General features: G+C 57.5%; 15 protein-coding genes and 3 pseudogenes. 7 read left to right on the forward strand and 11 right to left on the reverse strand.

The window, feature by feature from the left end; translation table 11 throughout:
* Position 1: 1 nt before the first annotated feature.
* From purT to LJU29_RS20255, 5 genes are all read right to left on the reverse strand, one after another.
* Entirely contained in the window at positions 2 to 1,183 is a 1,182-nt protein-coding gene (purT, locus tag LJU29_RS20235) for a formate-dependent phosphoribosylglycinamide formyltransferase (protein WP_002552516.1), read from the reverse strand.
* A 103-nt stretch (positions 1,184 to 1,286) separates the two neighbouring features.
* Complete coding sequence (locus tag LJU29_RS20240) at positions 1,287 to 1,754, reverse strand: preQ0 transporter (protein WP_004666056.1); 468 nt, start codon at positions 1,752 to 1,754, stop codon at positions 1,287 to 1,289.
* 211 nt (positions 1,755 to 1,965) lie between these two features.
* Complete coding sequence (locus LJU29_RS20245; RefSeq protein WP_257111117.1) at positions 1,966 to 2,238, reverse strand: DUF1289 domain-containing protein; 273 nt, start codon at positions 2,236 to 2,238, stop codon at positions 1,966 to 1,968.
* Positions 2,238 to 2,762, reverse strand: coding sequence for a gamma carbonic anhydrase family protein (locus LJU29_RS20250; protein ID WP_004656329.1), 525 nt, complete (start codon positions 2,760 to 2,762; stop codon positions 2,238 to 2,240). Before LJU29_RS20250 ends, LJU29_RS20245 begins: the two co-directional genes overlap by 1 nt.
* 91 nt (positions 2,763 to 2,853) lie before the next feature.
* On the reverse strand, positions 2,854 to 3,450 hold the full coding sequence (locus LJU29_RS20255; protein WP_005732461.1) for a CoA pyrophosphatase: 597 nt from the start codon (positions 3,448 to 3,450) through the stop codon (positions 2,854 to 2,856).
* 150 nt (positions 3,451 to 3,600) lie between these two features.
* Between LJU29_RS20255 and LJU29_RS20260 the strand changes: the two genes are divergently transcribed.
* Entirely contained in the window at positions 3,601 to 4,152 is a 552-nt protein-coding gene (locus LJU29_RS20260) for an NUDIX hydrolase (protein ID WP_002552512.1), read from the forward strand.
* Positions 4,153 to 4,356: 204 nt separating this feature from the next.
* A pseudogene (locus LJU29_RS20265) lies at positions 4,357 to 4,779 on the forward strand (L,D-transpeptidase family protein); the annotation flags it as partial.
* 148 nt (positions 4,780 to 4,927) lie between these two features.
* Here LJU29_RS20265 and LJU29_RS20270 read toward each other — a convergent pair.
* Together LJU29_RS20270 and purL are read right to left on the reverse strand one after the other, a co-directional pair.
* Complete coding sequence (locus tag LJU29_RS20270) at positions 4,928 to 5,239, reverse strand: YqfO family protein (RefSeq protein WP_004656323.1); 312 nt, start codon at positions 5,237 to 5,239, stop codon at positions 4,928 to 4,930.
* A 5-nt stretch (positions 5,240 to 5,244) separates the two neighbouring features.
* Entirely contained in the window at positions 5,245 to 9,141 is a 3,897-nt protein-coding gene (purL, locus tag LJU29_RS20275) for a phosphoribosylformylglycinamidine synthase (protein ID WP_257111118.1), read from the reverse strand.
* Between the two features lie 213 nt (positions 9,142 to 9,354).
* On the opposite strand from purL, the gene mltF reads away from it, so the two are divergent.
* A complete protein-coding gene (mltF, locus tag LJU29_RS20280; protein WP_002552508.1) occupies positions 9,355 to 10,845 on the forward strand; it encodes a membrane-bound lytic murein transglycosylase MltF in 1,491 nt (496 codons plus the stop codon).
* Here mltF and tadA read toward each other — a convergent pair.
* The 4 genes and pseudogenes from tadA to LJU29_RS20300 all read right to left on the reverse strand — a co-directional run bounded on the left by tadA (position 10,842) and on the right by LJU29_RS20300 (position 17,797).
* A complete protein-coding gene (tadA, locus tag LJU29_RS20285) occupies positions 10,842 to 11,351 on the reverse strand; it encodes a tRNA adenosine(34) deaminase TadA (RefSeq protein ID WP_004656314.1) in 510 nt (169 codons plus the stop codon). The two genes, mltF and tadA, sit on opposite strands and share 4 nt — an antisense overlap.
* Positions 11,351 to 12,724: a multicopper oxidase family protein gene (locus tag LJU29_RS20290; protein WP_257111119.1), complete on the reverse strand. Its 1,374-nt coding sequence runs from the start codon at positions 12,722 to 12,724 to the stop codon at positions 11,351 to 11,353. The genes tadA and LJU29_RS20290 overlap by 1 nt, the downstream gene beginning before the upstream one ends.
* Positions 12,725 to 12,903: 179 nt before the next feature.
* Positions 12,904 to 14,880 carry a tetratricopeptide repeat protein gene (locus tag LJU29_RS20295; protein WP_257111120.1) on the reverse strand — a complete coding sequence of 659 codons (1,977 nt, stop codon included), beginning with the start codon at positions 14,878 to 14,880 and terminating at the stop codon, positions 12,904 to 12,906.
* Between the two features lie 198 nt (positions 14,881 to 15,078).
* A pseudogene (locus tag LJU29_RS20300) lies at positions 15,079 to 17,797 on the reverse strand (DEAD/DEAH box helicase).
* A gap of 166 nt (positions 17,798 to 17,963) precedes the next feature.
* On the opposite strand from LJU29_RS20300, the gene LJU29_RS20305 reads away from it, so the two are divergent.
* From LJU29_RS20305 to LJU29_RS20320, 4 genes and pseudogenes are all read left to right on the forward strand, one after another.
* Complete coding sequence (locus tag LJU29_RS20305) at positions 17,964 to 18,944, forward strand: IS5-like element ISPsy2 family transposase (protein WP_054078085.1); 981 nt, start codon at positions 17,964 to 17,966, stop codon at positions 18,942 to 18,944.
* Between the two features lie 764 nt (positions 18,945 to 19,708).
* Positions 19,709 to 20,158 (forward strand): annotated as a pseudogene (locus LJU29_RS20310) (IS5/IS1182 family transposase); the annotation flags it as partial.
* Between the two features lie 503 nt (positions 20,159 to 20,661).
* Entirely contained in the window at positions 20,662 to 21,129 is a 468-nt protein-coding gene (locus LJU29_RS20315; RefSeq protein WP_046719818.1) for a DcrB-related protein, read from the forward strand.
* A 5-nt stretch (positions 21,130 to 21,134) separates the two neighbouring features.
* Positions 21,135 to 25,358: an RHS repeat-associated core domain-containing protein gene (locus LJU29_RS20320; RefSeq protein ID WP_257111121.1), complete on the forward strand. Its 4,224-nt coding sequence runs from the start codon at positions 21,135 to 21,137 to the stop codon at positions 25,356 to 25,358.
* The last annotated feature ends 2 nt before the right edge of the window (positions 25,359 to 25,360 follow it).

The raw sequence follows: 25,360 nt of genomic DNA on the forward strand, positions 1-25,360 counted from the left end.
CTTACAACTTTACGTCTACCGCTTGCGACGCTCGGGTCGCTTTGGCCCGCGCGGCTTCGATGGACTCGTCGCGAGCCAGGGCGACGCCCATGCGGCGTTGACCGTTGACTTCCGGTTTGCCGAACAGACGCAACGCGGTGTCAGGCTCGGCCAGCGCCGCGCCGAGGTTGGCGAAAGCGGTCTGAGTGGACTGGCCTTCGACCAGAATCACTGCGGAAGCAGATGGCCCGAACTGGCGGATCAACGGAATCGGCAGGCCGAGAATTGCGCGAGCGTGCAGGGCAAATTGCGACAGGTCCTGAGAAATCAGAGTGACCAGACCGGTGTCGTGCGGGCGTGGCGAGACTTCGCTGAACCACACTTGATCGCCCTTGATGAACAGCTCGACGCCAAACATGCCACGACCACCCAATGCCTCGGTCACTGCCCTTGCAACACGCTCGGACTCCGCCAACGCTACCGGGCTCATGGCCTGCGGCTGCCAGGATTCCTGATAGTCGCCCTTCTCCTGGCGATGGCCAACCGGCGCGCAGAACGTGGTGCCACCGATGTGACGCACGGTCAGCAGGGTGATTTCGTAATCGAAGTCGATGAAACCTTCGACAATGACGCGGCCCTTGCCAGCGCGACCGCCTTCCTGCGCGTAATCCCAGGCTTTCTGCACGTCATCAGCGCTCTTGAGCAGGCTCTGCCCTTTGCCCGACGAACTCATGACCGGCTTGACCACGCAAGGGAAACCGAGGTCTTCGACAGCCTTGCTGTACGCCTCGAAGGTGTCGGCAAAGTGGTAAGGCGAGGTGGGCAGTTTCAGCTCTTCGGCCGCCAGACGACGAATGCCTTCGCGGTTCATGGTCAGTTGCGCGGCGCGCGCGGTCGGAATCACGGTAAAGCCTTCGGCCTCAAGCTCAACCAGGGTTGCGGTGGCGATGGCTTCGATTTCCGGAACGATGAAATCCGGCTTCTCGGCCTCGATGACTGCACGCAACGCAGCACCGTCGAGCATGTTGATCACATGGCTGCGATGAGCAACCTGCATCGCGGGCGCGTTCTCATAACGGTCAACAGCGATCACTTCAACGCCAAGGCGCTGCAGCTCGATCACGACTTCCTTGCCCAGTTCGCCGCTGCCGCAGAACAGTACGCGAGTCGCGGTGGGCGACAGTGGAGTTCCGATTTGAGTCATCTCAGGTCCTCGTGAAGCAGATATCGAGGGCTGCCTGCCTTATGCAAGCAACCGCTGTGGAGAAAGGCGCGCAATTTACCACGAAGCCCCGGTAAATGGGCGCTCAGCCCGGACAAGCGTTGTTGCGCGCTCGCCAGGCCATGATCATCCAGACCAGGGTCACGCCGGCGAACTTCGATGCCAGCGCAGTGAGCACGACCGGTGCAGTCAGCGCGTCGATCATGCCGAAGAAGATAAAGGTATCCAGCGGGATGCTGAGTGCCGAGCTGATCCATAACCGGTCACGCAACGGGCGTCTGGTGATGCTGAACACCAGCCAGTCAATGCACTCGGAGACCGCGAACGCAGTGGCGCTGGCCAGGGCAATGGTCGGGTCGCTGGTGACATACGAAAGCACCAGCGCCACCAGCATGGCGATGATCGCGCCATGACCAAAGCGAATCTGCACCATATCGCGCAACACAAACACCAGACCGCCCCAGGCAGACCAGATGATGTCCAGATGCGGCGCACTGGAGAAGGCGAAGTTGATCAGCACGACACTGCCGATGTAAGCGATCAGGAAAAGCATGGAGGGTTTGGGCCTGTGCAAGCGAGCGGCAATGATAGCAAACGCGGGCAAGGACCGTGCCCAGGCGTAGGCGAAAGCGCTATTTCTGACGAAGATAATGCATCGACTGCACCGGCCTCTTCGCGAACAAGTTCGCTCCCACAACGCCCACGGATAACCTGTGGGAGCGAACTTGTTCGCGAAGGCTATATTCCAAACGCAGCAAATTCTTCTACTGCACCGGCCTCTTTACGAGCAAGTTCGCTCCTGTAAGGCCATGGGAACGTGAGCGTGCCCCGCCCACCGTCCACATCAACCCGCTGGCCCTGGCGCGCTCGTCGCACAGCCCCAGCACGACACGGCGCTCGTCGTTGCTCATCCGGCTCCACCGGGTGATCTCGTTCACGGTTCGCTGGCAACCGGTGCATATGTCCTGCTCATCGAGCGCACAAATGCTCACGCAGGGAGAACGGACCGGCTTTTCAATCGGGGTATCAGTGCTCATCACTCTTCCTGCACAACCAAGTCACGGGCGTAACGCTGGGCATTGTGTACGTAATGGGCGGCGCTGGCTTCCAGCATTTTCTTCTGCACGTCGGTGAGTTCGCGCACCACTTTGCCCGGAGACCCCATGACCAGCGACCCGTCGGGAATGACCTTGTTTTCTCCGATCAACGAATTGGCGCCGATGATGCAGTATTTACCAATTTTCGCCCCGTTGAGGATGACCGCGTTGATGCCGATCAGGCTGTAATCGTCAACGCTGCAGCCATGCAACATCGCGTTATGCCCAATGGTCACACTCTTGCCGATGCTCAGGGGCGAGCCCATGTCGGTGTGCATTACTGTGCCATCCTGCACGTTACTGTTTTCGCCGATATGGATCAGCTCGTTGTCGCCACGCAACACCACGTTGAACCATACACTTGCTCCGGCTTCCAGCCTGACATTACCGATCAGCACCGCATTGGGAGCAACCCAGCTCTGCGGGTCGGTCTGGACACGGGATTCCCCCAGGCGATATTTCATGCAGCTTCCTCAGGCGGGTCGTACTCATGGGTACGGATTGTTATGAACAGCACTTCCTGTCGACAGCACTTCTGCAGCAAGCCACTCAGGTTCAGGTGGTCGAGCGTTCGGGCGGATGATGCAGACTGATTTTGGTGTCGTACAGCACATTGACCAGCTCGACGATCATGATCGCGGTAAGCCCCCAGATCTTGTAACCGCCGTAACGGTAACTGGGCACGTACCAACTGCGGCCTTCGTAATCGATGCGGTGCGTATGTTCACGGGTGTCCTGACGGAAGAACTCCAGCGGTACGCTGAACACCGCCGCGATCTCGCCGTCATTGGGCTGGTATTCGACAAAGTCAGGTATGACACCGACATACGGCGTGACTTTGATGCCATGTTTGGAGATGAGCGGGCTTAACGGGCCGACTACTTCGACCAGCCCGGGAGGCAGTCCGATTTCTTCCTCGGCCTCGCGCAGGGCAGTAAAAATCAGGTCCGGGTCGCCTGGATCGCGTCGTCCCCCCGGAAAAGCCACTTCGCCACCATGTGTCGACAGACCACTGGCACGCAAGGTCAAAATCAGCTCGGGTTGCTCACTGCGGGTGACAGGCACCAGAACAGCCGCCTCGGGGAATCGTCGATCCGAGTCGAGGGTTTCGGGCGTATGACTGACTACACGGCGAAGTAGCTCATCCAGCATGGGAAATCTCGATCTGTTGCCTGTCTGGCATCATGCACCAAAGCGAGGTTGCGCCCAACCCCTCGCAAGGCAACTCCTGTCACACAGAGGGTTGCCGAGCCGCAGCACGACAGGCCAAGATAGCGACTGCGTTCACTATCGACTGACCCCATGAAATTTTGCAGCCAGTGCGGCAACCCCGTTATCCAGCGTATTCCCGAAGGCGACAGCCGATTGCGGTATGTCTGCGAGCATTGTCACACCATTCATTACCAGAATCCGAACATCGTGGCGGGCTGTCTGGTGACGCTGGGCGACAAGGTCCTGCTGTGCCGCAGGGCCATAGAACCGCGCCTGGGCTTCTGGACACTGCCGGCAGGTTTTATGGAAAACGGCGAAACCATCGAACAGGCCGCCCGGCGCGAAACCATCGAGGAAGCCTGCGCCACTCTGACCGAGCTGCATCTGTACACGTTGATCGACGTTCCGCATATCAATCAGGTGCATGTGTTCTATCGGGCAGAAATGGCGACTGAGGCGTTTGCCGCAGGAATCGAGAGTCTTGAAGTACAGTTATTCGACGAAGCCGACATTCCGTGGTCGGACCTAGCTTTCATGACAGTCGGACGTACCCTAGAATACTTCTTCGCGGATCGGCGTCGGCAGGTCTACCCGGTTCATACCAGCGCCCTTCCCCCGTCACGTCCGTTGCTGGACACCTGAGAGTCAGGGTCGCACACAATATCGGCGCTTTTTATAGAAAGAAGCACCTTCAGGGAAATCGTAATGCGCTGGTTGTTCGCCTTCTTTTGCATGTCATTCGTACCGCTTTCGCAGGCTGCGTTTACCCAGACCATCGTGCCCAAGGGCAGCGAACAGAAAATCATCAACAATAAAGTCATCAATACCGAGAGTATTGCCAGCAAGCCGATCGACAAGGTGCTGGTGCTCAAATCGGTTCGCCAGTTGCAACTGATCAGCGGTGGCGAGGCGCTGAAGACCTATCGAATTTCTCTGGGCAAGAACCCCAAGGGCACCAAATTGCAGGAAGGCGACCAACGCACGCCAGAAGGTTTCTACTGGCTCGACTGGCGCAAGCCCAGCAATAACTACAACCTGTCGATGCACATTTCCTACCCGAACATTTCGGACTCGGCACGGGCACGTCGCGAAGGCGTGAAACCGGGCAGCATGATCATGATTCACGGCACGCCGGTGGATGAAGAGTACCCGGAATGGTACTTCCACACGCTGGACTGGACCAACGGATGCATCGCGCTGAAGAACAACGACATGCGGGAGATATGGGATCTGGTGAAAGACGGGACGATGATCGAGATTCGGCCTTGATCATTGCAGCGAGCAGTCAGGATCAGACGCAGAGCGTCCAGAACGGCATGCCGACGCGGAGCGTCGCACGATAGCTGTCAATCGTTTACATCGTGGGGGCATCCGGGCGACGCGCCCAGCTTGCTCGCGAAGAGGCCAGTACAGCCCCTCAGAACTCTTCCAGCCGCCATACTTCGTAAGCAGGCGTTTCGTAGGGGTGGCTCTGCTTGAGCGCCAACACTGCTTGCTGAATCAGATCATCAGCCACGACCAGCTCGACCTTCCATTCCTCCACCGATTCGACCACTCCGCTCTGCCCGACAAATGGCTGACTGCCATTCAGCGGGCGGAACTGGCCCTGGCCGAGCACTTGCCATGAACAGTGATCGTAAGCGCCGATTCGCCCTGCACCAGCAGCGAATACAGCGCTCTTGACCTCGTCCACATGACTCGGAGGAACAAAGAAGGCGAGCTTGTACATGCGCCTTAGTTAACCCAGGCCCGTGCGTTGCGGAACATGCGCATCCAGGCAGCGTCCTCGTTCCAGTCCTCGGGACGCCACGAGTTCTGCACCGCGCGGAACACGCGTTCCGGGTGCGGCATCATGATCGTCACGCGACCGTCCAGGGTGGTCATGCCGCCGATACCGCGCGGCGAGCCGTTCGGGTTGGCCGGGTAGGTTTCAGTGACCTTGCCGTGGTTATCGACGAAGCGCAGTGCCACAGTACCGGACACGTCCGCCTCAAGCAGCGCGTCCTCATTGCGGAACTCTGCGTGACCTTCACCGTGAGCGATGGCGATTGGCATGCGCGAACCGGCCATGCCTTGCAGGAAGATCGACGCCGACTCCTGAACCTGAACCATTGCCACGCGCGCTTCGAACTGCTCGGAGCGGTTACGCACGAAATGGGGCCAGAACTCGCTGCCCGGAATCAGCTCGTGCAGGTTGGACAGCATCTGGCAACCGTTGCACACACCCAGCGTGAAGCTGTCGGCACGCTCGAAGAAGCCCTGGAACGCATCGCGGGCGCGGCTATTGAACAGTGCCGACTTGGCCCAGCCTTCACCGGCACCCAGCACATCGCCATAGGAGAAGCCGCCACAGGCAACCATGCCCTTGAAGTCGTTCAAGTCGACACGACCGGCAAGGATGTCGCTCATGTGCACGTCAATCGCATTGAAGCCTGCGCGATCAAAGGCTGCCGCCATCTCGACCTGACCGTTGACACCCTGCTCGCGCAGCACGGCAACCTGAGGGCGGACGCCCGTCTTGATGTACGGCGCAGCGATGTCTTCGTTAACGTCGAAGCCCAGTTTGACGGTCAGGCCCGGATTGTCTTCTTCCAGCAGCGCATCGAATTCCTGATCCGCGCATTCAGCGTTATCGCGAAGGCGCTGGATCTGATAGCTGGTCTCGGCCCACTGACGTTGCAGCAGACGGCGCTGGCCGCTGAAGACCGGCTCGCCATGGAAACTGATCGAGACTTCGTCGTTGTTGATCGGCTGACCGATCACCGCAACGCAATCTTCCAGACCGGCAGCGCTGAATTGCGCCAGCACCAGCGGAGTCGCGTCCTGACGCACCTGGATGACCGCGCCGAGCTCTTCGTTGAAGAGGATCGCGCTTAGCTCGGAAACGTTGTCGGCCACACCGTCGAGGTGCAGGTTCAGGCCGCAGTGACCGGCAAAGGCCATTTCCAGCGTACTGACCAGCAGACCACCGTCGGAACGGTCGTGATAGGAGAGGATATGACCGTCTGAATTGAGGCCCTGAATCACGGCGAAGAAGGCTTTGAGGTCTTCAGCGTCATCGACGTCTGGTGCCACACGACCCAGTTTGCCGTGGGTCTGGGCGAGAATAGAAGCGCCCATGCGGTTCTGGCCACGGCCCAGATCGATCAGGATCAGGTCAGTGATGCCTTTATCCATGCGCAATTCAGGCGTCAGGGTCTGACGAATGTCGACCACTGGCGCAAAGCCGGTCACGATCAACGACAGCGGCGAAGTCACGCTCTTCTCAGTGCCTTCATCGCTCCAGCGGGTTTTCATGGACATCGAGTCCTTGCCCACCGGAATGGTAATACCCAGCTCCGGACACAGCTCCATGCCCACCGCTTTCACGGTGTCATAAAGACGCGCGTCTTCTCCGGGATGACCGGCAGCCGACATCCAGTTGGCCGACAGTTTGATGTCAGACAGCTTTTCAATACGTGAGGCCGCAATGTTGGTCAGCGTTTCGCCGATCGCCATACGGCCCGAAGCCGGAGCATCCAGAAGAGCCAGCGGCGTGCGCTCGCCCATCGCCATGGCTTCGCCCGTGTTGACGTCGAAGCTGGTCGCGGTCACGGCGCAGTCAGCCACAGGCACCTGCCACGGGCCGACCATCTGATCGCGAGCAACCAGACCGGTAATGCTGCGGTCACCAATGGTGATCAGGAAGCTTTTGCTGGCAACTGCCGGGTGACGCAGTACACGTTGCACGCTTTCTTCGATATCCAGCGTGCTCGGGTCGAAGTCATCGCCGATCTCGGCTTCGCGCTCGACCGAACGGTGCATGCGCGGCGCCTTGCCCAGCAACACTTCCAGCGGCATGTCCACCGGGCTGTTGCCGAAATGGCTGTCGGTAACGGTCAGTTGCGGCTCGGCAGTGGCCTCGCCGACAACCGCAAACGGGCAGCGCTCGCGCTCGCAGATGGCCTTGAAACGGTCGAAATCTTCGACGCCGACGGCCAGCACGTAACGCTCCTGGGATTCGTTGCTCCAGATTTCCAGCGGGGCCATGCCCGGCTCGTCGTTGGGCACATTACGCAGTTCGAAACGCCCACCACGATCGCCATCGTTGACCAGTTCCGGGAAGGCGTTGGACAGACCACCGGCACCGACGTCATGGATGAAGCTGATAGGGTTACGGTCGCCCAGCTGCCAGCAGCGGTCGATCACTTCCTGACAGCGACGCTCCATCTCAGGGTTTTCACGCTGAACCGAAGCGAAATCCAGGTCGGCAGAACTTGTACCGGTCGCCATCGAGGACGCCGCGCCGCCGCCCAGGCCGATCAGCATTGCCGGGCCACCCAGCACGATCAGTTTGGAACCCACAGTGATCTCGCCCTTCTGGACGTGATCTTCGCGGATGTTGCCCATACCGCCAGCCAGCATGATCGGTTTGTGATAACCACGAACCTCATCGCCGTGCGGCGTGGTAATGGACTGCTCAAAGGTACGGAAGTAGCCGGTCAGCGCCGGACGGCCGAACTCGTTGTTGAACGCCGCGCCACCCAGCGGACCTTCGATCATGATGTCCAGCGCGGTGACGATGCGCTCGGGCTTGCCGTATGGCACTTCCCAAGGTTGCACGAAACCGGGAATCTGCAGGTTGGACACGGTGAAACCGGTCAGACCTGCCTTGGGCTTGGCACCGCGACCGGTTGCACCTTCGTCGCGAATCTCGCCGCCGGAACCGGTCGCTGCGCCAGGAAACGGCGCAATGGCAGTCGGGTGGTTGTGAGTTTCGACCTTCATCAGAATATGCACCGGCTCCTGCACCGCGCCGTACTGGCGGGTTTCGGGGTCCGGGAAGAAGCGGCCGGCAACGTTGCCGACGATCACCGAAGCGTTGTCCTTGTAGGCGGACAGCACGCCTTCGCTGTGCATCTGATAGGTGTTCTTGATCATGCCGAACAGGCTTTTTTCCTGGCTCTGGCCGTCGATATCCCAACTGGCGTTGAAAATCTTGTGACGGCAGTGCTCGGAGTTTGCCTGGGCAAACATCATCAGCTCGATGTCGTGCGGGTTGCGCCCGAGACCGTTAAAGCTGGTGATCAGGTAATCGATTTCATCTTCAGCGAGGGCCAGGCCCAGCTCGACGTTGGCTTTTTCCAGCGCCGCGCGGCCGCCACCCAGAATGTCCACCGCGGTCAGCGGTTTGGGCTGGGCGTGGCTGAACAGGCTAGCGGCCTGCTCGTGATCGCCCAACACCAGTTGCGTCATGCGGTCGTGCAGGCTGTCGGCGATTGCCTGAGCCTGGGCCTCACTGAACTGACCTTCTACATAGAAGGCAATCCCGCGCTCGATGCGCTGGATTTTCGTCAGGCCGCAATTGCGGGCGATGTCGCTGGCCTTGCTCGACCAAGGTGAAATGGTGCCAAAACGCGGCAACACCAGAAACAGACGGCCGCTCGGCTCTTGAACCGGCACGCTGGGGCCGTATTTCAGGAGACGGTCGAGAACCTGCTGTTCTTCGCTGGTAAGAACGTCGTTGACGTCCGCGAAGTGGGCGAATTCGGCGTACAAGCCACTGACAGCTGAAACTTTTTGTTTCAGTTGTTCTAGTAATTTGCTGTAGCGGAAGGCAGAAAGGGCAGGAGCACCGCGCAGGATCAACATCTTCGGGACAGCCTCGAGAAGGGGGTGTGCTTTGAGGCCGCACATTCTAGCCTAAAGCGGGCCTTTGATCACCCAAAACGGCGGCATCGGGTGCGCCCGAATGTCGCTCCAGGCAAAAAAAGTCTGAAAATGCCTGTAAAACCCCCTCGCCTATCAGACGCAGGCTTCACTGTCGAGATATGGCGCCCGGTGCGCTTTGCGTATACTGCACCGATGTTCTTCAGACCAGATTTCCGCCCACGTTGCGCCAAGTGGCTCATCGCAACCGGACTCTTCCTGATGCTCGGCGCCTGTGTGGAGAAACCCACCACACTGGAGCGAGTCAAGGAGGACGGCGTGCTGCGGGTGATCACCCGTAACAGCCCGGCGACTTATTTTCAGGATCGCAACGGCGAAACCGGCTTCGAATACGAGCTGGTCAAGCGTTTCGCCGATGATCTGGGCGTCGAACTGAAGATCGAAACGGCCGACAATCTGGACGATCTGTTCGACCAGATGAACAAACCGGGCGGTCCGGTCCTGGGTGCTGCGGGCCTGATCGAGACGCCAAAGCGCAAGCAACAGGCGCGTTTCTCGCACTCTTATCTGGAAGTGACCCCTCAGGTTGTCTACCGCAACGGCCAGTCGCGTCCCACCGACCCGGGCGACCTGGTGGGTAAACGTATCGTGGTCCTGAAAGGTAGCGCGCATGCCGAGCAGCTTGCGGCGCTCAAGGCGCAGAATCCCGGCCTTGAATATGAAGAGTCGGACGCGGTCGAGGTCGTCGATCTCCTGCGTATGGTCGATGAAGGCCAGATTGACCTGACGCTGGTCGACTCCAACGAGCTGGCGATGAACCAGGTGTACTTTCCCAACGTGCGTGTAGCCTTCGACCTGGGCGAAGCCCGCGAACAACGCTGGGTGGTTGCACCGGGCGAAGACAACAGCCTGCTCAACGAAATCAACGCTTACCTCGACAAGGTCGAGAAGAATGGCACGCTGCAACGTCTGAAAGACCGTTACTACGGCCACGTCGATGTACTTGGCTACGTTGGCGCCTATACCTTTGCCCAGCATTTGCAGGAACGCCTGCCCAAATACGAGAAACACTTTCAGACATCGGCCAAGAAAGAACAGGTCGACTGGAGATTGCTGGCCGCCATCGGCTATCAGGAATCAATGTGGCAACCGGCCGTTACCTCGAAAACCGGTGTGCGCGGCCTGATGATGCTGACCCAGAACACCGCTCAGGCGATGGGCGTGACCAACAGGCTCGACGCGCGACAAAGCATTCAGGGCGGGGCAAAGTATTTTGCCTACGTAAAGGATCAGTTGGACGACTCGATTAAAGAGCCAGATCGCACTTGGCTAGCTCTCGCGTCCTACAACATTGGCAGCGGTCACCTCGAAGATGCGCGCAAATTGGCCCAGAACGAGGGGCTGAATCCTGATAAATGGCTGGACGTGAAAAAAATGCTGCCGCGTCTGGCGCAGAAGAAGTGGTACAGCAAAACGCGTTACGGCTACGCCCGAGGCGGCGAGCCGGTGCATTTCGTTGCCAACATTCGTCGTTATTACGACATTCTGACCTGGGTCACGCAGCCTCAGCTCGAGGGCAGCCAGGTCGCCGATGGCAACCTGCATGTTCCCGGTGTCGACAAGACCCAACCACCTGCGCCGCCTGCACCTGCTTCAGGCAGTAGCCCCGACAAGCCTGCGCTCTAGACGCCGCCCTGGTTTTTATCTGCATCCTTGGCAGCCCGGCGCATTCTGAAAAACTCGCTCAGCATTGCCCCGCATTCCTCGCTCAATACCCCGCCTTCAAACAGCACGCGGTGATTGAGAAAGCCCTGACTGAAAAACTGCCCCTGGCTTTGAACGATGCCTGCCTTGGGCTCAAGCGCGCCGTAAACCACGCGCGCCACCCGCGAATGCACGATCAACCCGGCGCACATGCTGCATGGTTCCAGCGTCACGTAAAGCGTACTGCCTGGCAGCCGATAATTGTCCAGCGCCCTGGCGGCATCACGAATAGCGACCATTTCGGCATGCGCACTGGGGTCGCTTGCGCTGATCGGGCAATTGTAACCACGACCAATGATCTCGCCGTTCTGCACCACGACTGCACCGACGGGCACTTCGCCCAGCAATGCGCCTTGCGCGGCGAGCGCCAGTGCCTCGCGCATGAAGTCCTGATCCTTGCTGCGGTCGATGATTTGCGGCTGACGCATCACGACACCTCGATGGCGGCCATCAGGCCGGTTTCCATGTGATCGATCACATGGCAGTGGAACATCCACACACCGGAGTTATCCGCCACCAGCGCAATCCGCGCCCGCTCGTTGCGGCCCAGCAAGAACGTGTCGGTAAAGTACGGGATGATCTTGCGCCGATTGGACGCGATCACCTTGAAACTCATGCCGTGCAAGTGAATCGGGTGTTGATACTGAGTCATGTTCTTCAATTCAAAGATGTAGCTCTTGCCCAACTTCAATTTGGCGATAGGCCGGTCGGCGCAAGTCTTGTCGGTAATGTCCCACGCTTCGCCGTTGATCTGCCACAAGCTGGGCGGCTTGCCGTTGTCGGTGTTGACCGACATTGAGCCCACCCATTCGAAGTTGAAATTGATCTTCTCGGCGTTATCCATATCCGGCTCGGCCACCGGATTGGCCGGCAGCTCAGCTGGCCATTGGCCGGGCGCGTCGTTATTGGCGACTGACCGGAACGTCCCCAGACGCACAGGGCCGTTGCGCAATGAAATTTCCTCGCCCGCGGGCGGTGCCTTGATCGCCAGACAAAGTCGCATGCCTGGCCCGAGCCAGTATTCATCACCAAACGGACGCGGCGTGACCGGGTTGCCATCCAGCGCATAAATCTGCGCTTCGGCGTCCGGCAGGTTGAGCCGGTAGGTCACGGTATTGTCCAGATTGAGCAGCCGTACGCGAGTGATCTGCCCGGCTGGCAATTCAATGACGGCCTGAGGAACGCCGTTCAGCGTCGAAAGCCGCCCCGCCGTACCTTCGCGCGCCGCCTCACGCAGCACACTGAACTCGGTGAACGCTCCCTGTTCGTCCACATGCCAGCTTTTCAGGCTGACCGTGCGCTCATGGGCAAAACCGGTCGGCTCACGTTCTTCGACAATCAACGGCCCGACCAGCCCGCGCCCCAGCTCTTCGCTGCTGCTGACGTGCGGGTGATACCAGTAGCTGCCAGCATCCGGCACACGGAATTTATAATCGAAATACTCACCCGGTTTGACCGGCAACTGTGACACGTACGGCACGCCGTCCATCTCCAGCGGCAAGCGGATGCCATGCCAGTGAATGGTCGTCTCGACCGGTAACTGATTGATGAAGCGCAACCGCAGCCACTCACCCTGCCGAACCCGCAACTCAGTGCCCGGCGCAGAACCGCCAAACGCCCAGGCAGGCGTCTTGTGGCCAGAGACCAGCTCTATATCCAGCGGTGCAGCGATCAACACAAAGTCCGACCCCGCTTCCGACTCGCGACGCCCCATCCAGTAACGCGAAGCACCACCCGCGCCAAGGCCGACTACAGCAAGACCGGCGATGCCTGTGAGGATCTGACGACGGGTAAAGGACATGAACGGCGGGACCTCGAAAACAACGACTGAGCGCATCTGCGATGCAAATGCGAGGGGCGAATACGATACACCTGCATTTGCGTAAAGATAAGGGTGGATACCACGAACTGAAGTTGAGGCGTAAAAAAGCCGGGCAAGGCAGTGACGCCCGCTCCGGCTTTTTGCATTAATCAACCGCGCTACGACTGACTAACCCGCTCCAGCCATTCGATATATGCCGGCTCTGCATCAGTCGGTACATTGGCGCGGTGACCCTGCAACTCTGCCTGCATGCCAAACCCTTTCCATATCAGCGGTGCGAGGCGCGATGCCGGGCTGTTCGCCCGTTCCAGTTCGCTCAGCACTTGCAGGCTTCGTTGCTTGTGCTCGGCCACTGTATCCGACTTGTAATCAAACGCCTTTCCCAACCCGGAGAGGTACATCAGTTTTGCGGTTTCTATCTCAGGCCACTGGAGCGCCATATTCAGGGGCCATTCGAGCATCGCGCGTTCGCCCCACATCGACGACTTGGGTAAATGGTCGTTCGCAAGCAACGTCAGCATGAATGATTGGCCCAACTGGGTCAGATACACCGGCAAGACCTCAGCGGTGGGCTGCCGGTAAAACACATCCAGTGGTTGCTCACGCGTGAGCCCGATACCGGCCAGCAAGCGCTGTTGAAGATCAAGTACAAGCGCGCCAAGTTCCGCTTTGCCTGCACTACCGTTTTCAACGGTTTGCCGGGTGCGGCTCGTGCAGTTCCACAGGCTCAGTGAAATCCGCCACTGGGCTTGATCGCCCTCACCCGAACACCCCACCTCGCCCGTCACGAAATACTTCGTCGTTGGCGGGACGATATCGAACAATGTGTTGCCGTCGACTTCAACCCCCGATACAACCGGCCCCGCACCCTCCGCGACCTGGACATAACAATTGGCTGCATAGTCATTCCAGTAGTGAACCGACTCAGCCATGTAAAGAGGGATGGCACGCGTATAGCGCCCGATATCATCCTCGCGCTGCGATTCGGCAGGTTCTGCTTTCTCCATGATTTTGGACAAGGCGAAGAAACCGATTTCTGGCGCACCTTCCGGTTTTTGCGCGAAGAGCCAGTCAGCATTGCGCAAACCGTAGTGCCAGACCGGCTTGGTAAGCGCCACGGTATTGATCGTCACGCTGGCAGGATCAATCGGAACGCCTTTGTCTTCCTGCCTGCGCACGTCCTCGAAAGCGTGCGCAAACTGGTCAAGGTGACTTTTGATTGGCGCAAAGCCGAGGGCATACAAGCGAGTAAGCAACGCCTCGCCTTCATCCACCCTGCCCAGCTCCTGATAGGCACGCAGCAAGTTGAGACCTGCCGTCGAATCATGTTTGTGCTCATCGTAAGCAGGCCCGACAAGCTCGACGATCAGCGGGATGTGGCCATTGTTGCCCAGATCCCCCGAGATCATCTGCAGCGCGCTTCGGTCGAACTGGCCACCTGCCAACACTTCTTCATACAGCACGCGCGCCTGCGCGACGTTGCGCTGTTGCAGGTAATGCCGCGCCATCCACAACTGCGCACGCCAACTGCCCGGCAACGCCGCTACTGTGTGAAGAGCAGCGAGATAGGCCGCCTCGCCGCCCCGCTCCTGCTGGATGCTCAGCCACCACATCACACCATTCTCTTGATTCGGATCGGCTTCAACCGCCTGCCATAGCGTTGCCTCTGCAACTGATTGATCGCCACGCTCGGCAAACACCTTGGCCAGATTGGTCAGAATGATTCCCGACACGCCGACTTTCGCCATCCCGGCCCGCAGGGTGGCTTCAGCAGCATCAAGCTGAGCGTTGTGCATCAGCACGATGCCGTTCACCACATGACTGCGCTCGGGATTAGCGTCGATCTCGACCAGTCGTTCGGCTGCTGGCATGAGGTCAGTCGCAAATCCATCGTTCAGGCCCGAAACAATGAGGTTGTAGAGCTCGTCAGCATCACCCCAGTGCTGCTTCAGATTGGGCAGGAACACCTTCTCGCGCCACTCGGCCCGAGTGATCTTTATCTCGCGTCCGTAACTGTCGTAGGCAGTGATCAACTCGCCGTCGTGGGCTTCTGGCGACGTCGTATCAGCAGGCGCGTTATCTGTTGAAGCTTGAGATTTCTTGCCGCTGAGAGCGGACAGAATGCGTTTGAACATGAGTGGAGTCGCCGCGGTTTGGGGTTAATGGGTACTGGCAGATCCAGGGCGAGGCTTGCCAGTGAATTCAACGCTGCACTGGAAGAGGCGATCAAGCCTGGTTTGGCCTGGAGCCACCGGAATCTGGTTTAACAATAGCTTGTCTCGATACCGCTCAATTTGATGAACGGGCCCTCATGCTGAACGTTAGAGCCACCTTCAACCCGGCGAAACTCTCCGACTTTCATCCCGCGCAGGTGGCGTCCATTGATCCAGAAACGCCGCAACCTTTTCTTCTATACGGCTCTCGATGGTCCGCAAACGAAGCAAAGGGATACCGCATTTATTCAGAATGCTGTTTTTCACAGCGTCTCGTTCAATCTGTAACGGATCGTCATGGTGACCACCGTCGACTTCAATCACGCCCAAGGGGGTCTTACCCACCTTGAAATAGAGCACGAAATCGCATCGCGCAGCATTTCTCATAAACTCCAGCTCTCTCTCCGTGAAGCTTGCGCGGGCCACCGATGCCAGTTGCATCAACCGGATCTCACGGTGGAACATGATCCCTTGGCGGGCTTCCTGAGCCAGCGCTTCACGAAGTATCTGCGCCACAATCTGCTCGGACTTGAATAACGAGTCATCGGGATTGAGCCTTTTATTGAGACGCTCAAGTGATCGGTCGTACTCTTTATAGAGCAGATCGAATGCCGAGATAACAGGCGCTCGATGGACCTGCCCGTCATCTGCGTAATATTCCATGTAGCGGATCAGCGCAGCGATATGGCCATTACTGGTTTTGAAAACGTTATCACCCGTGACCAGCGTGAACCTGCTTTTGGCTCTGGAAACCGCGACGTTGACCATACGTGCATCGTCGACGAAACTCAGGCGCTCCGGGCTTTTGTACTTGTCCAGCACGGTAGAAAAGACAATTTCGTCACACTCCCTGCCCTGAAATTTATGCACGGTGGCTCTGACAAAATCAGCTGGCAGGCAGGAACCTGAAAGCATCGCCTGATTCTTGAAGGGGGCAATGAACCCTCTGCCATCTTCTCCCTCCCAGAGGCTTTCCCCGTCGGCCTCAAGCACTGCCAATAAAGAGTCGAGCTCTCTGAGATTGGAATTGTTGCGCGTGTGGTTTCCCTTGGCAGTCACCAGCAGCGTCAACGGTTTTTCGCCATTGTCCATTGTCATCGGTACTAGCTGATTATCGTAAAACTGCTGATTACAGAACTGAATAATTCGGGGATGACACCGATAGTGCTCTTTGAGCAACGTCATCGGTATCGAGTTGCCGAACACACTGACGCATGAGTCCAAAAGGCTGTACTTCTCACAGTCATACCAGGGCGCGGACGCTTCCAGCCCGAGTTTTTCCGGGATGTGTGCAAGTTGCTTCCTGTCCCCCACGATGATCAGATTTTTCGCACAACTGAGTGCCAGTACACCTGGGACGATGTCCTGTTGCGAGGCCTCGTCGATAATCACGTAATCGAGAACAGCCTTGCCGCCAAGGGAGTTGACGATTGAATGCGTACTGCTGCCAATGACCGGGTAGCGCTTCAGGAACGCATCAAGCCGCTTTCTGTAAGTGGTGTCGAAGGTATCGTCATCAGAGATATGACGATGCAGGTGGTGTTTCAGGTGAAGCATGGAAGAAGTGGTCAACTCCTCCAGCAGCGCCTTGAAGTTACCGAGTCGCAACGCTTCTTCATGGGCAGCCAACTCCGTCTTTTTATCTTGCAAGACCTTGTCGTAATAATGGAGCTGCAGGCTGTAGAAGGCAGACATGCGCTTGTCCCAATTATCGAAGGGTCGGGTGCGCAAAATTCTGAAATTGAACAAGAGCTCGATACGGTCCTTGATTCTGATGCGCTCGCTCGCAAGCTGCTCGAGGTAAGCCATCAAGTCCGTCGTCTTTTGTGGCGACAGTTTATATCTGTCCAGAGAAGGACCGGCCACACCGTTATCCCGCTGCCACTCAGTAAGGTAGCGACGCTCTATCTCCAGTTCGCTAATCTCGATCTGCAACTGCGCCACTGCGTTACGAGCGCCCAGGTAGCCTTTGAGCTGTTGCAGCACAGCCTGGATATGCTCAATGGCAGGCGCTGGTGAAGGATCTGTGGAAGGTCGAGAAGGACGGTTGGCAAAAAACTCTTTCTGATTGTCGTTCTTACCCAGCCTCGCGACCAGATAATCCAGGCCACACTTGCCTAGCTTTTCATAAACATTCTCGACCGCGGAATTGTTGTTGGACACCACCGCCACTGTTTTTCCCTGCAAAAGGATGTTGGCAATGATGTTCAGAATAGTCTGCGTCTTGCCCGTACCGGGAGGACCTTCAATCACGCTTACCTGTGAAAGGAACGCTTGCTCCACCGCCCTGAGCTGACTTTCGTTGAGGCCGAAAGGAAAGATGAAATTACCCGACGACTCCAGCTTTCCATGCTGCCCTTTGCAGTAGGCATGCAGCGCCGTGGCCGGAGACAACGAAAGAGTCCCCATTTGGCGGTCAATATTTTCGGCCATGCCCTTTTTATCACCGGCAGCGGCAGCTGCTGACCCTGGCTGTGGCCACTGAGCGAAAATAAGTGAATGCAGGCTCATCAGTGATTGAGGTCGGGGAAACGAAATCGATGTTGTCCATGTTGAACGGGTAGATGTCCGAACTGCCCGGAAACTGAACGAGCGCGTATTTCTCGCCATAGATCACCGCTTTCTCGACGGGACTCAGAACATAGCCTCCTCGTCTCAAAAGAAGCATGCCGTTGACCTCTCGGGTCGGATCGACTTTGCAGTCGTCAAGCGGACGGGTGTAGGTTTTTTTTGAGGGGTAATGGCAAGTCAGAATGAATGCACCCCTGACATCCTTTTTTATAACCCAGTCGCTAATTTGCCGGGTCTTGTCCTCGCCACACACAAAGATGGAAACCATAAATCCCTTAAACAGGTGTGATGACCACCTGTACGCATCCGTGCCGTAAAAATCCGAATTCATTGATTCGGGTAGCCGGTGCCATTCTGGCATTGCTAAGGAAACTCTGAAAAAGACTTCCTAATTTGGCAAAATCTCCGGACACCAGTCGCCGAGCTTTTCGATGATGAAACAGATGACCTTCGCCGACGCCGAGTATGCCGGCAAGCGCAAGCAGACCCGTAAGGAATTGTTCCTGATCGAGATGGATCAGGTGGTGCCCTGGAAAGGTTTGATTGCCCTGATTGAGCCCTATTATCCAAAAGGAGAAGGTGGCCGGCCCGCCTACCCACTGATGGCGATGCTGCGTGTTCATCTGATGCAGAACTGGTTCGGCTACAGCGATCCGGCGATGGAAGAAGCGCTGTATGAGACGACCATCCTGCGTCAGTTTTCAGGCCTGAGCCTGGAGCGAATTCCAGACGAAACCACCATTCTCAACTTCCGTCGTCTGCTGGAAAAGCACGAGTTGGCGACCGGGATTCTCGGCGTAATTAATGGTTATCTGGGCGACCGTGGCTTGTCGTTGCGTCAAGGCACCATCGTCGATGCCACGCTGATTCACGCGCCCAGTTCGACCAAGAACAAGGATGGCAAACGCGATCCTGAGATGCATCAAACCAAGAAAGGTAACCAGTACTATTTCGGCGCCAAGGCTCACATCGGCGCCGACGACGAGTCAGGCCTGGTGCACAGCGTGGTAGTAACAGCGGCCAATGTGGCAGACGTCACGCAGGTTGCCAAACTGCTGCACGGCGAGGAAAACGTAGTCTGCGCCGACGCAGGTTACACCGGGGTCGAGAAGCGCGAAGAACACGCCGGGCGCAAGGTCATTTGGCAGATTGCCGCCCGCCGCAGCACTTACAAAAAGCACGGAAAACGCAGTATTTTGTACAAGGCGATCCGCAAAATCGAGAAGGCCAAGGCCCAGGTTCGCGCCAAGGTCGAGCATCCGTTTCGGGTCATCAAACGCCAGTTTGGCTATGAAAAAGTGCGCTTTCGGGGCTTGGCCAAGAACACCGCGCAGATGGTGACGTTGTTCGCCCTGTCAAACCTGTGGATGGCCCGTCGACATTTGTTGGCGAGCGCAGGAGAGGTGCGCGTGTAATGCAGGAAATGGTTACCGCAAAAGGCTTTGCAGCGGCCGAAAGAGCTAAAAAGCGAAGATAATTGAGCAAATTTCGACATGCATCGTTTTTTGAAAAGTGCTGAGGACTCGGTAGCCGGAAAACATCCGGCTACTTCAGACCTTCCCTAAACAGATTGATGCCAGCGCGAAGTGTGGCGAGGGGCTGTTTGATAGGGCGCGCCACATAACAACAGTGCTTGGCGATGCACAAAGCTGCCAGAATTTGCCAGACCCAAAAAGCCAAAAGCCCGCAATTACGCGGGCTCCAGGGCATTTCTTGCTAGTTGGTGCCGGACAATGCCGGACGCCCAATCATCCCACTCTATTATAAATGGTAGATTTATACCCCTATCTAGAGCGGTTATCGATGTTTTGGCCTTTCTGATACCATGAAAAATACCACGCCCCTATTTAGCTGATTTTTTGCGAGGCCAACCCGGTACGCATCTACTCCAATGACTCGGCTAAGTCTCAGCGCAATTACTTCCGCTCGTCGAGGGGAAGCGCGACAACGCGTCAGCGGGCCAACTCCGCTTGTGTCCATTCAAAATGGCGACACCATATCCAGGCATAAAGCCTAGGTCTCGGCCGGCAGTAGCCCTTGCACGCTCGGTTATTGGTTGGTCGCCATGGTTGCGGCTTCGGCCCAGAACCGCGCCCTTCCCGATAATGAACTTGACGCATTTGTCGACAATCTTGCTCGACGCATCGCGTCGTTCGACAAGCCTGCGCTCGCCGAGGCCAAGGCTCACATCGGCGCCGAGTCAGGCCTGGTGCACAGCGTGGTAGTCACAGCGGCCAATGTGGCAGACGTCACGCAGGTTGCCAAACTGCTGCACGGCAAGGAAAACGTAGTCTGCGCCGACGCAGGTTGCACCGGGGTCGAGAAGCGCGAGCAACATGCTGGCCGCAAGGTCATTTGGCAAATTGCTGCTCGCCGCAGCACTTACAAAAAGCACGGAAAACGCAGCGCTTTGTACAAGGCGATCCGCAAAATCGAGAAGGCCAAGGCCCAGGTTCGCGCCAAGGTCGAGCATCCGTTTCGGGTAATCAAGCACCAGTTTGGCTATGAAAAAGTGCGCTTTCGGGGCTTGGCAAAGAACACCGCGCAGATGGTGACGTTGTTCGCCCTGTCAAACCTGTGGATGGCCCACCGATATTTGTTGGCGAACGCAGGAGAGGTGCGCGCGTAATGCAGGAAATGGTTACTGCAAAGGGCTTTGCAGCGGCCGAAAGAGCTGAAAAACGAAGAGGATTGAGCGAATTTCGACATGCATCGTTTTTTGAAACGTGCCGAGGATTCGGTAGCCGGAAAATATCCGGCTATTTCAGAGCATCCCTAGAGAAAAGCGCTACTTTCTGCATAGCTAGTGGCAATTTTGCCTTTCTGGACGGTCTGAAGCGCTGGTTCGGTAGAAGCCGAGCGGGACTGCTGTAGTAAGGCTCCTACGAGCGTTTAGGAGACATTACACTTCTCGAATCGGCGTCAAGCGTAGAAAAATATTTCAAGACGAAATATTCTGCAGACTGGCTGAAGGCATCAGCTTCCGACCTTTTGCTAGCATTTCTCCGCAGTAGCAGCCGTAGGCGCATTCAAGGATATGTATATGACCATGGGTAGCCGACTTTGACAGCATGTTGAGTGGTCTTGCCGCCCACTGATTGTTTATTTTTCGACTTCAGGAATTCTTATCACATGGACTATGAGTTGCACGAAGGCAGCATCACACTGCCGGAAGGTTTTCAGGACCGCACGGTGAACATGTTTGTGCTGGGATCGACGCTCCCTGCCCCGTTGAGCATTACAGTGTCCAGAGACACCTTGCTGTCCACAGAGCTTCTCAAGACTTACGTTGATCGTCAGGTCAAAATGCTTTCGTCCAAGCTTCGCGGTTATACGCTCCTGAACAGAAAAGCGGTTTCGCTATCGACGGTGGCGCCTATCGAGGGCGTTCAGATTGACGCGTATTACATGACCGAAGGGCGACCTCACTATCAGCGTCAGGCGGCATTTTTGATCGAGCCCGAGCGCGTGATTGTGTTCTCGACAACATCCCAGACAGATTTCAGTGACGAGCAGACCCAGGGTTGGGATCACATGTTGACCAGTTTCCAGCCTCGTGTGCCTCACACCACGCCAACCGACACCCGCGAACAGGAGTAACGCTTATGTTCGAGGCCGCGCGGTTTGGTGACGAAATATCGCATACCGGCGCCCTGGGAGGATTCCTGATCGGGGCTGTACTCGGTATTGCGCTCATTGCGACGGTGGCGATCGCAACCTTCACGTGCGGGTTCGGCGTGGCTCTTCTGGCAGGACTTGCAGCAGGCGTCGGAGGTAGCCTGCTCACCGCCGCAGGAGAGGCAATCGGGAGTATGTTTTCCTCCCCTTCCGGCACCATCATCACGGCCTCGCCCAATGTGTACATCAACAACCGTAAGGCGGCGCATGTCGAGAAAAGCATCGGTGCCTGCGAAAAGCATCCGGGGCCGATCAGGATCGCCGAAGGCTCGACCAACGTCTTCATCAACAGCGTGGCCGCGGCGCGCAAGGGCGACAAACTCACCTGCGGCGCGACCATCTCGGGCGGCTCCAACAACGTGTTCATCGGCGGCGGCAGGTATCGCTATCTGCCGGTAGACGACGAAATTCCAGGCTGGCTGCGCACCACCGTCGATGTGCTGATGGCGGTGGCAGGCGCGGCGGGCGGTATTGCCCAACTGCTTAAGGCAGGGGCACAGGCGGGCATGAAAGCAGTGTTGCCCTGCGCACTTAAATTCACAGCAGGTTTCGTGGCCGGCGAAGTTGCCAGCCGCTATGTGGTAGAACCGGTGGCGCGCAGTGCCATCGGTGGTCTGACTGGCAACCCGGTCGACACCACCACGGGCCGCAAGCTGATCCCCGATGAAATTGACTTCAGCCTGCCTGGCTTGATGCCCATCGAGTGGTCGCGCTTCTACGCCAGTAATCTGGATGTGGACAGCGTGCTTGGCAAAGGCTGGGTGCTGCCGTGGGAACAAAGCCTGCGCAAGCGCGGCAGTTTCGTCTACCTCACGGACAATCAGGGCCGTACCGTCCCGTTCGTGGACATAGCGCCGGGCCAGCGCATCTACAATCCCCACGAGCAGGTCTATCTGGTTTGCACCCAGGGCGGTCATTACCTGTTGCAGACGCTGGATAACATCTTCTTCTACTTCGGCGAAGTGCCCGGCGACAACAAGCCGGTCCCGCTGGATCGTATCGAAAACGCACTCGGCCAGTTCTTGCATTTCACCCGCACCGAACAAGGCACGCTGACCGACATCACTGCCACCGGTGGCATACGCGTTCACCTGCACTACGACGAGGTGACGACACGCCTGACCTCGGTCAAGCGCATCGTCGACAACGAGGCTGTTGAAACCCTGGTTCAATACCACTACGACAGCAACGGTCAGCTCGCTGAGGTGTTCAACCGCAACGGTGATTCAGTGCGCCGTTTCAGTTACACCGATGGCGTCATGACCCGCTACAGCAACGCACTGGGCCTGACCTGTGAGTACCGCTGGGAAATCATCGACGGCCAGCCGCGTGTCGTCGAACACCAGACCAGCGATGGTGAGCATTTCCACTTCCGCTACGACCGTGAGGCCCGCACCACCTGGGTCACCGACGTACTAGGGCGCGAGCTGGAAATTCATTACAACAAGGACCATCGCGTCACCTCGAGCCGCGACTACAGTGGCGATCACTACGTCATCGAGATCGACGACACCGGCAACATGACCGGGCTGATCCTGCCCGATGGCAACCAGTTGGCGTTCGAGTACGACGAGTTTGCTCGGCTGCTCAAGGAGACCGATCCGCTAGGCCGCAGTATTCGCTACCAGTACCACCACCTGACGACGCTGATCACTCAGGTCGATTACCCCGATGGCAGTACCTGGAAGGCAAACTACGATGCCAAAGGCAACCTCGTTGCCGAGATCGATGCGCTGGGCCACAAGACCGAATACCTCAACGGTGAGGACGGCCTGCCGCACACCATCGTCGACCCGACGCTCAAGTCCAAATACCTGTGGTGGAACAACCTGGCGCAAGTGCAGCGCTTTCAGGACTGCTCGGGCAAAAGCACGCATTACCGCTATGACGAGCGCCACCACCTCGTGGCCGTCACCGATGCCCTGAACAACACCACCACGCTGGAACGCAAGCCCGACGGCGAAGTGCTGCGCATCAACCACCCGGATGGCACCAGCGAGACCTTTACCTACAACGAACTGGGCCAGGTCCTGACCCACACCGATGGCAAAGGCCAGACCACCCAACTGCTGCGCAACGGCCGTGGCCTGCCTAAATGGCGACAGGATGCCAAAGGCCAGACCATCACCTACGAATACGACAAAGCCATTCGCCTCGTCGGCCTGACCAACGAAAACGATGCGACCTACCGCTTTGCCTACGACGACGCAGACCGTCTGATCGAAGAAAAACGCATCGATAACCTCACCCGCCGTTTCAGCTACAACCTCGGCGGGCACCTGACACAGGTCGAGGAAATCGGCTACGGCGAGAAAGGCGAACAGCCACGGCGCAGCACCCATCTGGAGCGCGACCCGATAGGCCGTTTGCTGGCCAAACTCAACGACGACGCGCGTCAGGACTACACCTATGACGACGGCGACCGACTGCTGTCAATCGAGCGCAAACCGACGGACACCGGCAGAAAACTGGGCATCACCGCTGAAAAGATCGACTTCGCCTACGACCTGCTCGGCCGCCTCGTCAAAGAAACCACGCCTCAGGGCGCGCTGGCCTACGAGTACGATCCGCTCAGCAACCTGACCACGCTGACCCTTCCTACCGGCCAGCACCTGAACCACCTGTACTACGGCAGCGGTCATCTGCATCAGCTCAACCTCGATGGCCAGTTGATCAGCGACATGGAACGCGACGACCTGCACCGCGAGGTCTACCGCACCCAGGGCAAACTCACCAGTTGCTTCGGCTACGACAGCATGGGCCGCAAAGCGTGGCAGTACGCAACCACCCTGCCTGCGGAAAAACTGTCACAGATCCAGAACCCGCTCATAAAGCCAGAGCGCTACGTCGAACACGCCTACAACCCGATTCACCGCCGCTACGAATACGACCCGGCCGGCGAACTGAGCCGCACCCTCGACAAACTGCGCGGCGAAACCCAGTACGAATACGAAGCCAACGGCCAGTTGCTGGCGCGCAACACCGGTCGCGTGGTCGACGGCGAAGAATTCCGCTACGACGCCGCGGCCAACCGTCTGAACTTCAACACCAGTCGTTTCGACCACGTCAAAGACAACCGCCTCAAACAGTGGGCGAACCACGAATACAAATACGACGCCTGGGGCAACCTGATCGAAAAAGTGGTCGGCATCGTGCGCTGGCAGACCTTCACCTACGACTGCGAAAACCGCCTGGTCAAAACCGAGACCATGGCCGATACGCAGGTGGAAAGCACCAGTAGCTACCAATACGACAGCCTGGGCCGACGCGTTGCCAAACAGTCCGAGATCAAAGGCCAGACCGACCACAAACGCTTCCTCTGGCAAGGCCTGCGCATGCTGCGTGAGGAAAGTCCAGGACAGAGCAGCCTGTATATATACGAGCCCGGCAGCTATGCGCCGCTGGCGCGCGTGGATGAAAAAGAAGGCGAGGTAGAGAACAAGGTTTACTACTTCCATACCGACCAGATCGGCACACCGCTGGAAATGACCGACGCCGAAGGGCAGATCGTCTGGCAGGCGAAGTACCGGGCGTGGGGTGCGGTTGAAAAACTGGTGGTGAACGAGGTTGAACAGAACCTGCGGTTTCAGGGGCAGTATTTTGATGCCGAAACGGGGCTGCACTACAATACGTTTCGGTATTATGACCCGGAGATTGGGCGGTTTATTACGCAGGATCCGATTGGGTTATCAGGAGGCACGAACTTATATTTTCATACATTCAGCCCTAACAATTGGATTGATCCTCTAGGTTGGTGCTCTACCAAGCTGGGTAATAATATGGGAGCAAAGCCAGGTGATGGAATGGCAAACCATCACCTGTTGCCGGAAGAATTGATAAAGAGCCCACAGTTCAAAACCATGTTCGGTAGACTGAAAGGTATTGGCTGGGATCCTGATGGGGCCTCAAATGGTATTTTTCTTCCTGGCTCCAAAAATCTTGCTCAGACTACGGGAATGCCAGGGCATTGGTCAAATCACGGCCAATACACAGAAGCAGTGAAAAACAAATTAGTGAAGCTGAATAACAACCTAGGCAGCTTAACTGATATTGACTTGGCTCTTGGAGTAAAAAATATTCAGGCTTGGGCTTCGCAAGGCCTTGAGAATGGCCTGTTTAAAATAGATGCTATAACCGGCCGATTGCTATGAGG

This window comes from Pseudomonas ficuserectae (genome assembly GCF_024584585.1).
Classification (GTDB): Bacteria; Pseudomonadota; Gammaproteobacteria; order Pseudomonadales; family Pseudomonadaceae; genus Aquipseudomonas; species Aquipseudomonas amygdali.

Coding starts and splice junctions, on each gene's coding strand:
- purT (WP_002552516.1), bottom strand. CDS start 1,183: ATGACTCAAATCGGAACTCCACTGTCGCCCACCGCGACTCGCGTACTG.
- LJU29_RS20240 (WP_004666056.1), bottom strand. CDS start 1,754: ATGCTTTTCCTGATCGCTTACATCGGCAGTGTCGTGCTGATCAACTTC.
- LJU29_RS20245 (WP_257111117.1), bottom strand. CDS start 2,238: ATGAGCACTGATACCCCGATTGAAAAGCCGGTCCGTTCTCCCTGCGTG.
- LJU29_RS20250 (WP_004656329.1), bottom strand. CDS start 2,762: ATGAAATATCGCCTGGGGGAATCCCGTGTCCAGACCGACCCGCAGAGC.
- LJU29_RS20255 (WP_005732461.1), bottom strand. CDS start 3,450: ATGCTGGATGAGCTACTTCGCCGTGTAGTCAGTCATACGCCCGAAACC.
- LJU29_RS20260 (WP_002552512.1), top strand. CDS start 3,601: ATGAAATTTTGCAGCCAGTGCGGCAACCCCGTTATCCAGCGTATTCCC.
- LJU29_RS20270 (WP_004656323.1), bottom strand. CDS start 5,239: ATGTACAAGCTCGCCTTCTTTGTTCCTCCGAGTCATGTGGACGAGGTC.
- purL (WP_257111118.1), bottom strand. CDS start 9,141: ATGTTGATCCTGCGCGGTGCTCCTGCCCTTTCTGCCTTCCGCTACAGC.
- mltF (WP_002552508.1), top strand. CDS start 9,355: ATGTTCTTCAGACCAGATTTCCGCCCACGTTGCGCCAAGTGGCTCATC.
- tadA (WP_004656314.1), bottom strand. CDS start 11,351: ATGCGTCAGCCGCAAATCATCGACCGCAGCAAGGATCAGGACTTCATG.
- LJU29_RS20290 (WP_257111119.1), bottom strand. CDS start 12,724: ATGTCCTTTACCCGTCGTCAGATCCTCACAGGCATCGCCGGTCTTGCT.
- LJU29_RS20295 (WP_257111120.1), bottom strand. CDS start 14,880: ATGTTCAAACGCATTCTGTCCGCTCTCAGCGGCAAGAAATCTCAAGCT.
- LJU29_RS20305 (WP_054078085.1), top strand. CDS start 17,964: ATGAAACAGATGACCTTCGCCGACGCCGAGTATGCCGGCAAGCGCAAG.
- LJU29_RS20315 (WP_046719818.1), top strand. CDS start 20,662: ATGGACTATGAGTTGCACGAAGGCAGCATCACACTGCCGGAAGGTTTT.
- LJU29_RS20320 (WP_257111121.1), top strand. CDS start 21,135: ATGTTCGAGGCCGCGCGGTTTGGTGACGAAATATCGCATACCGGCGCC.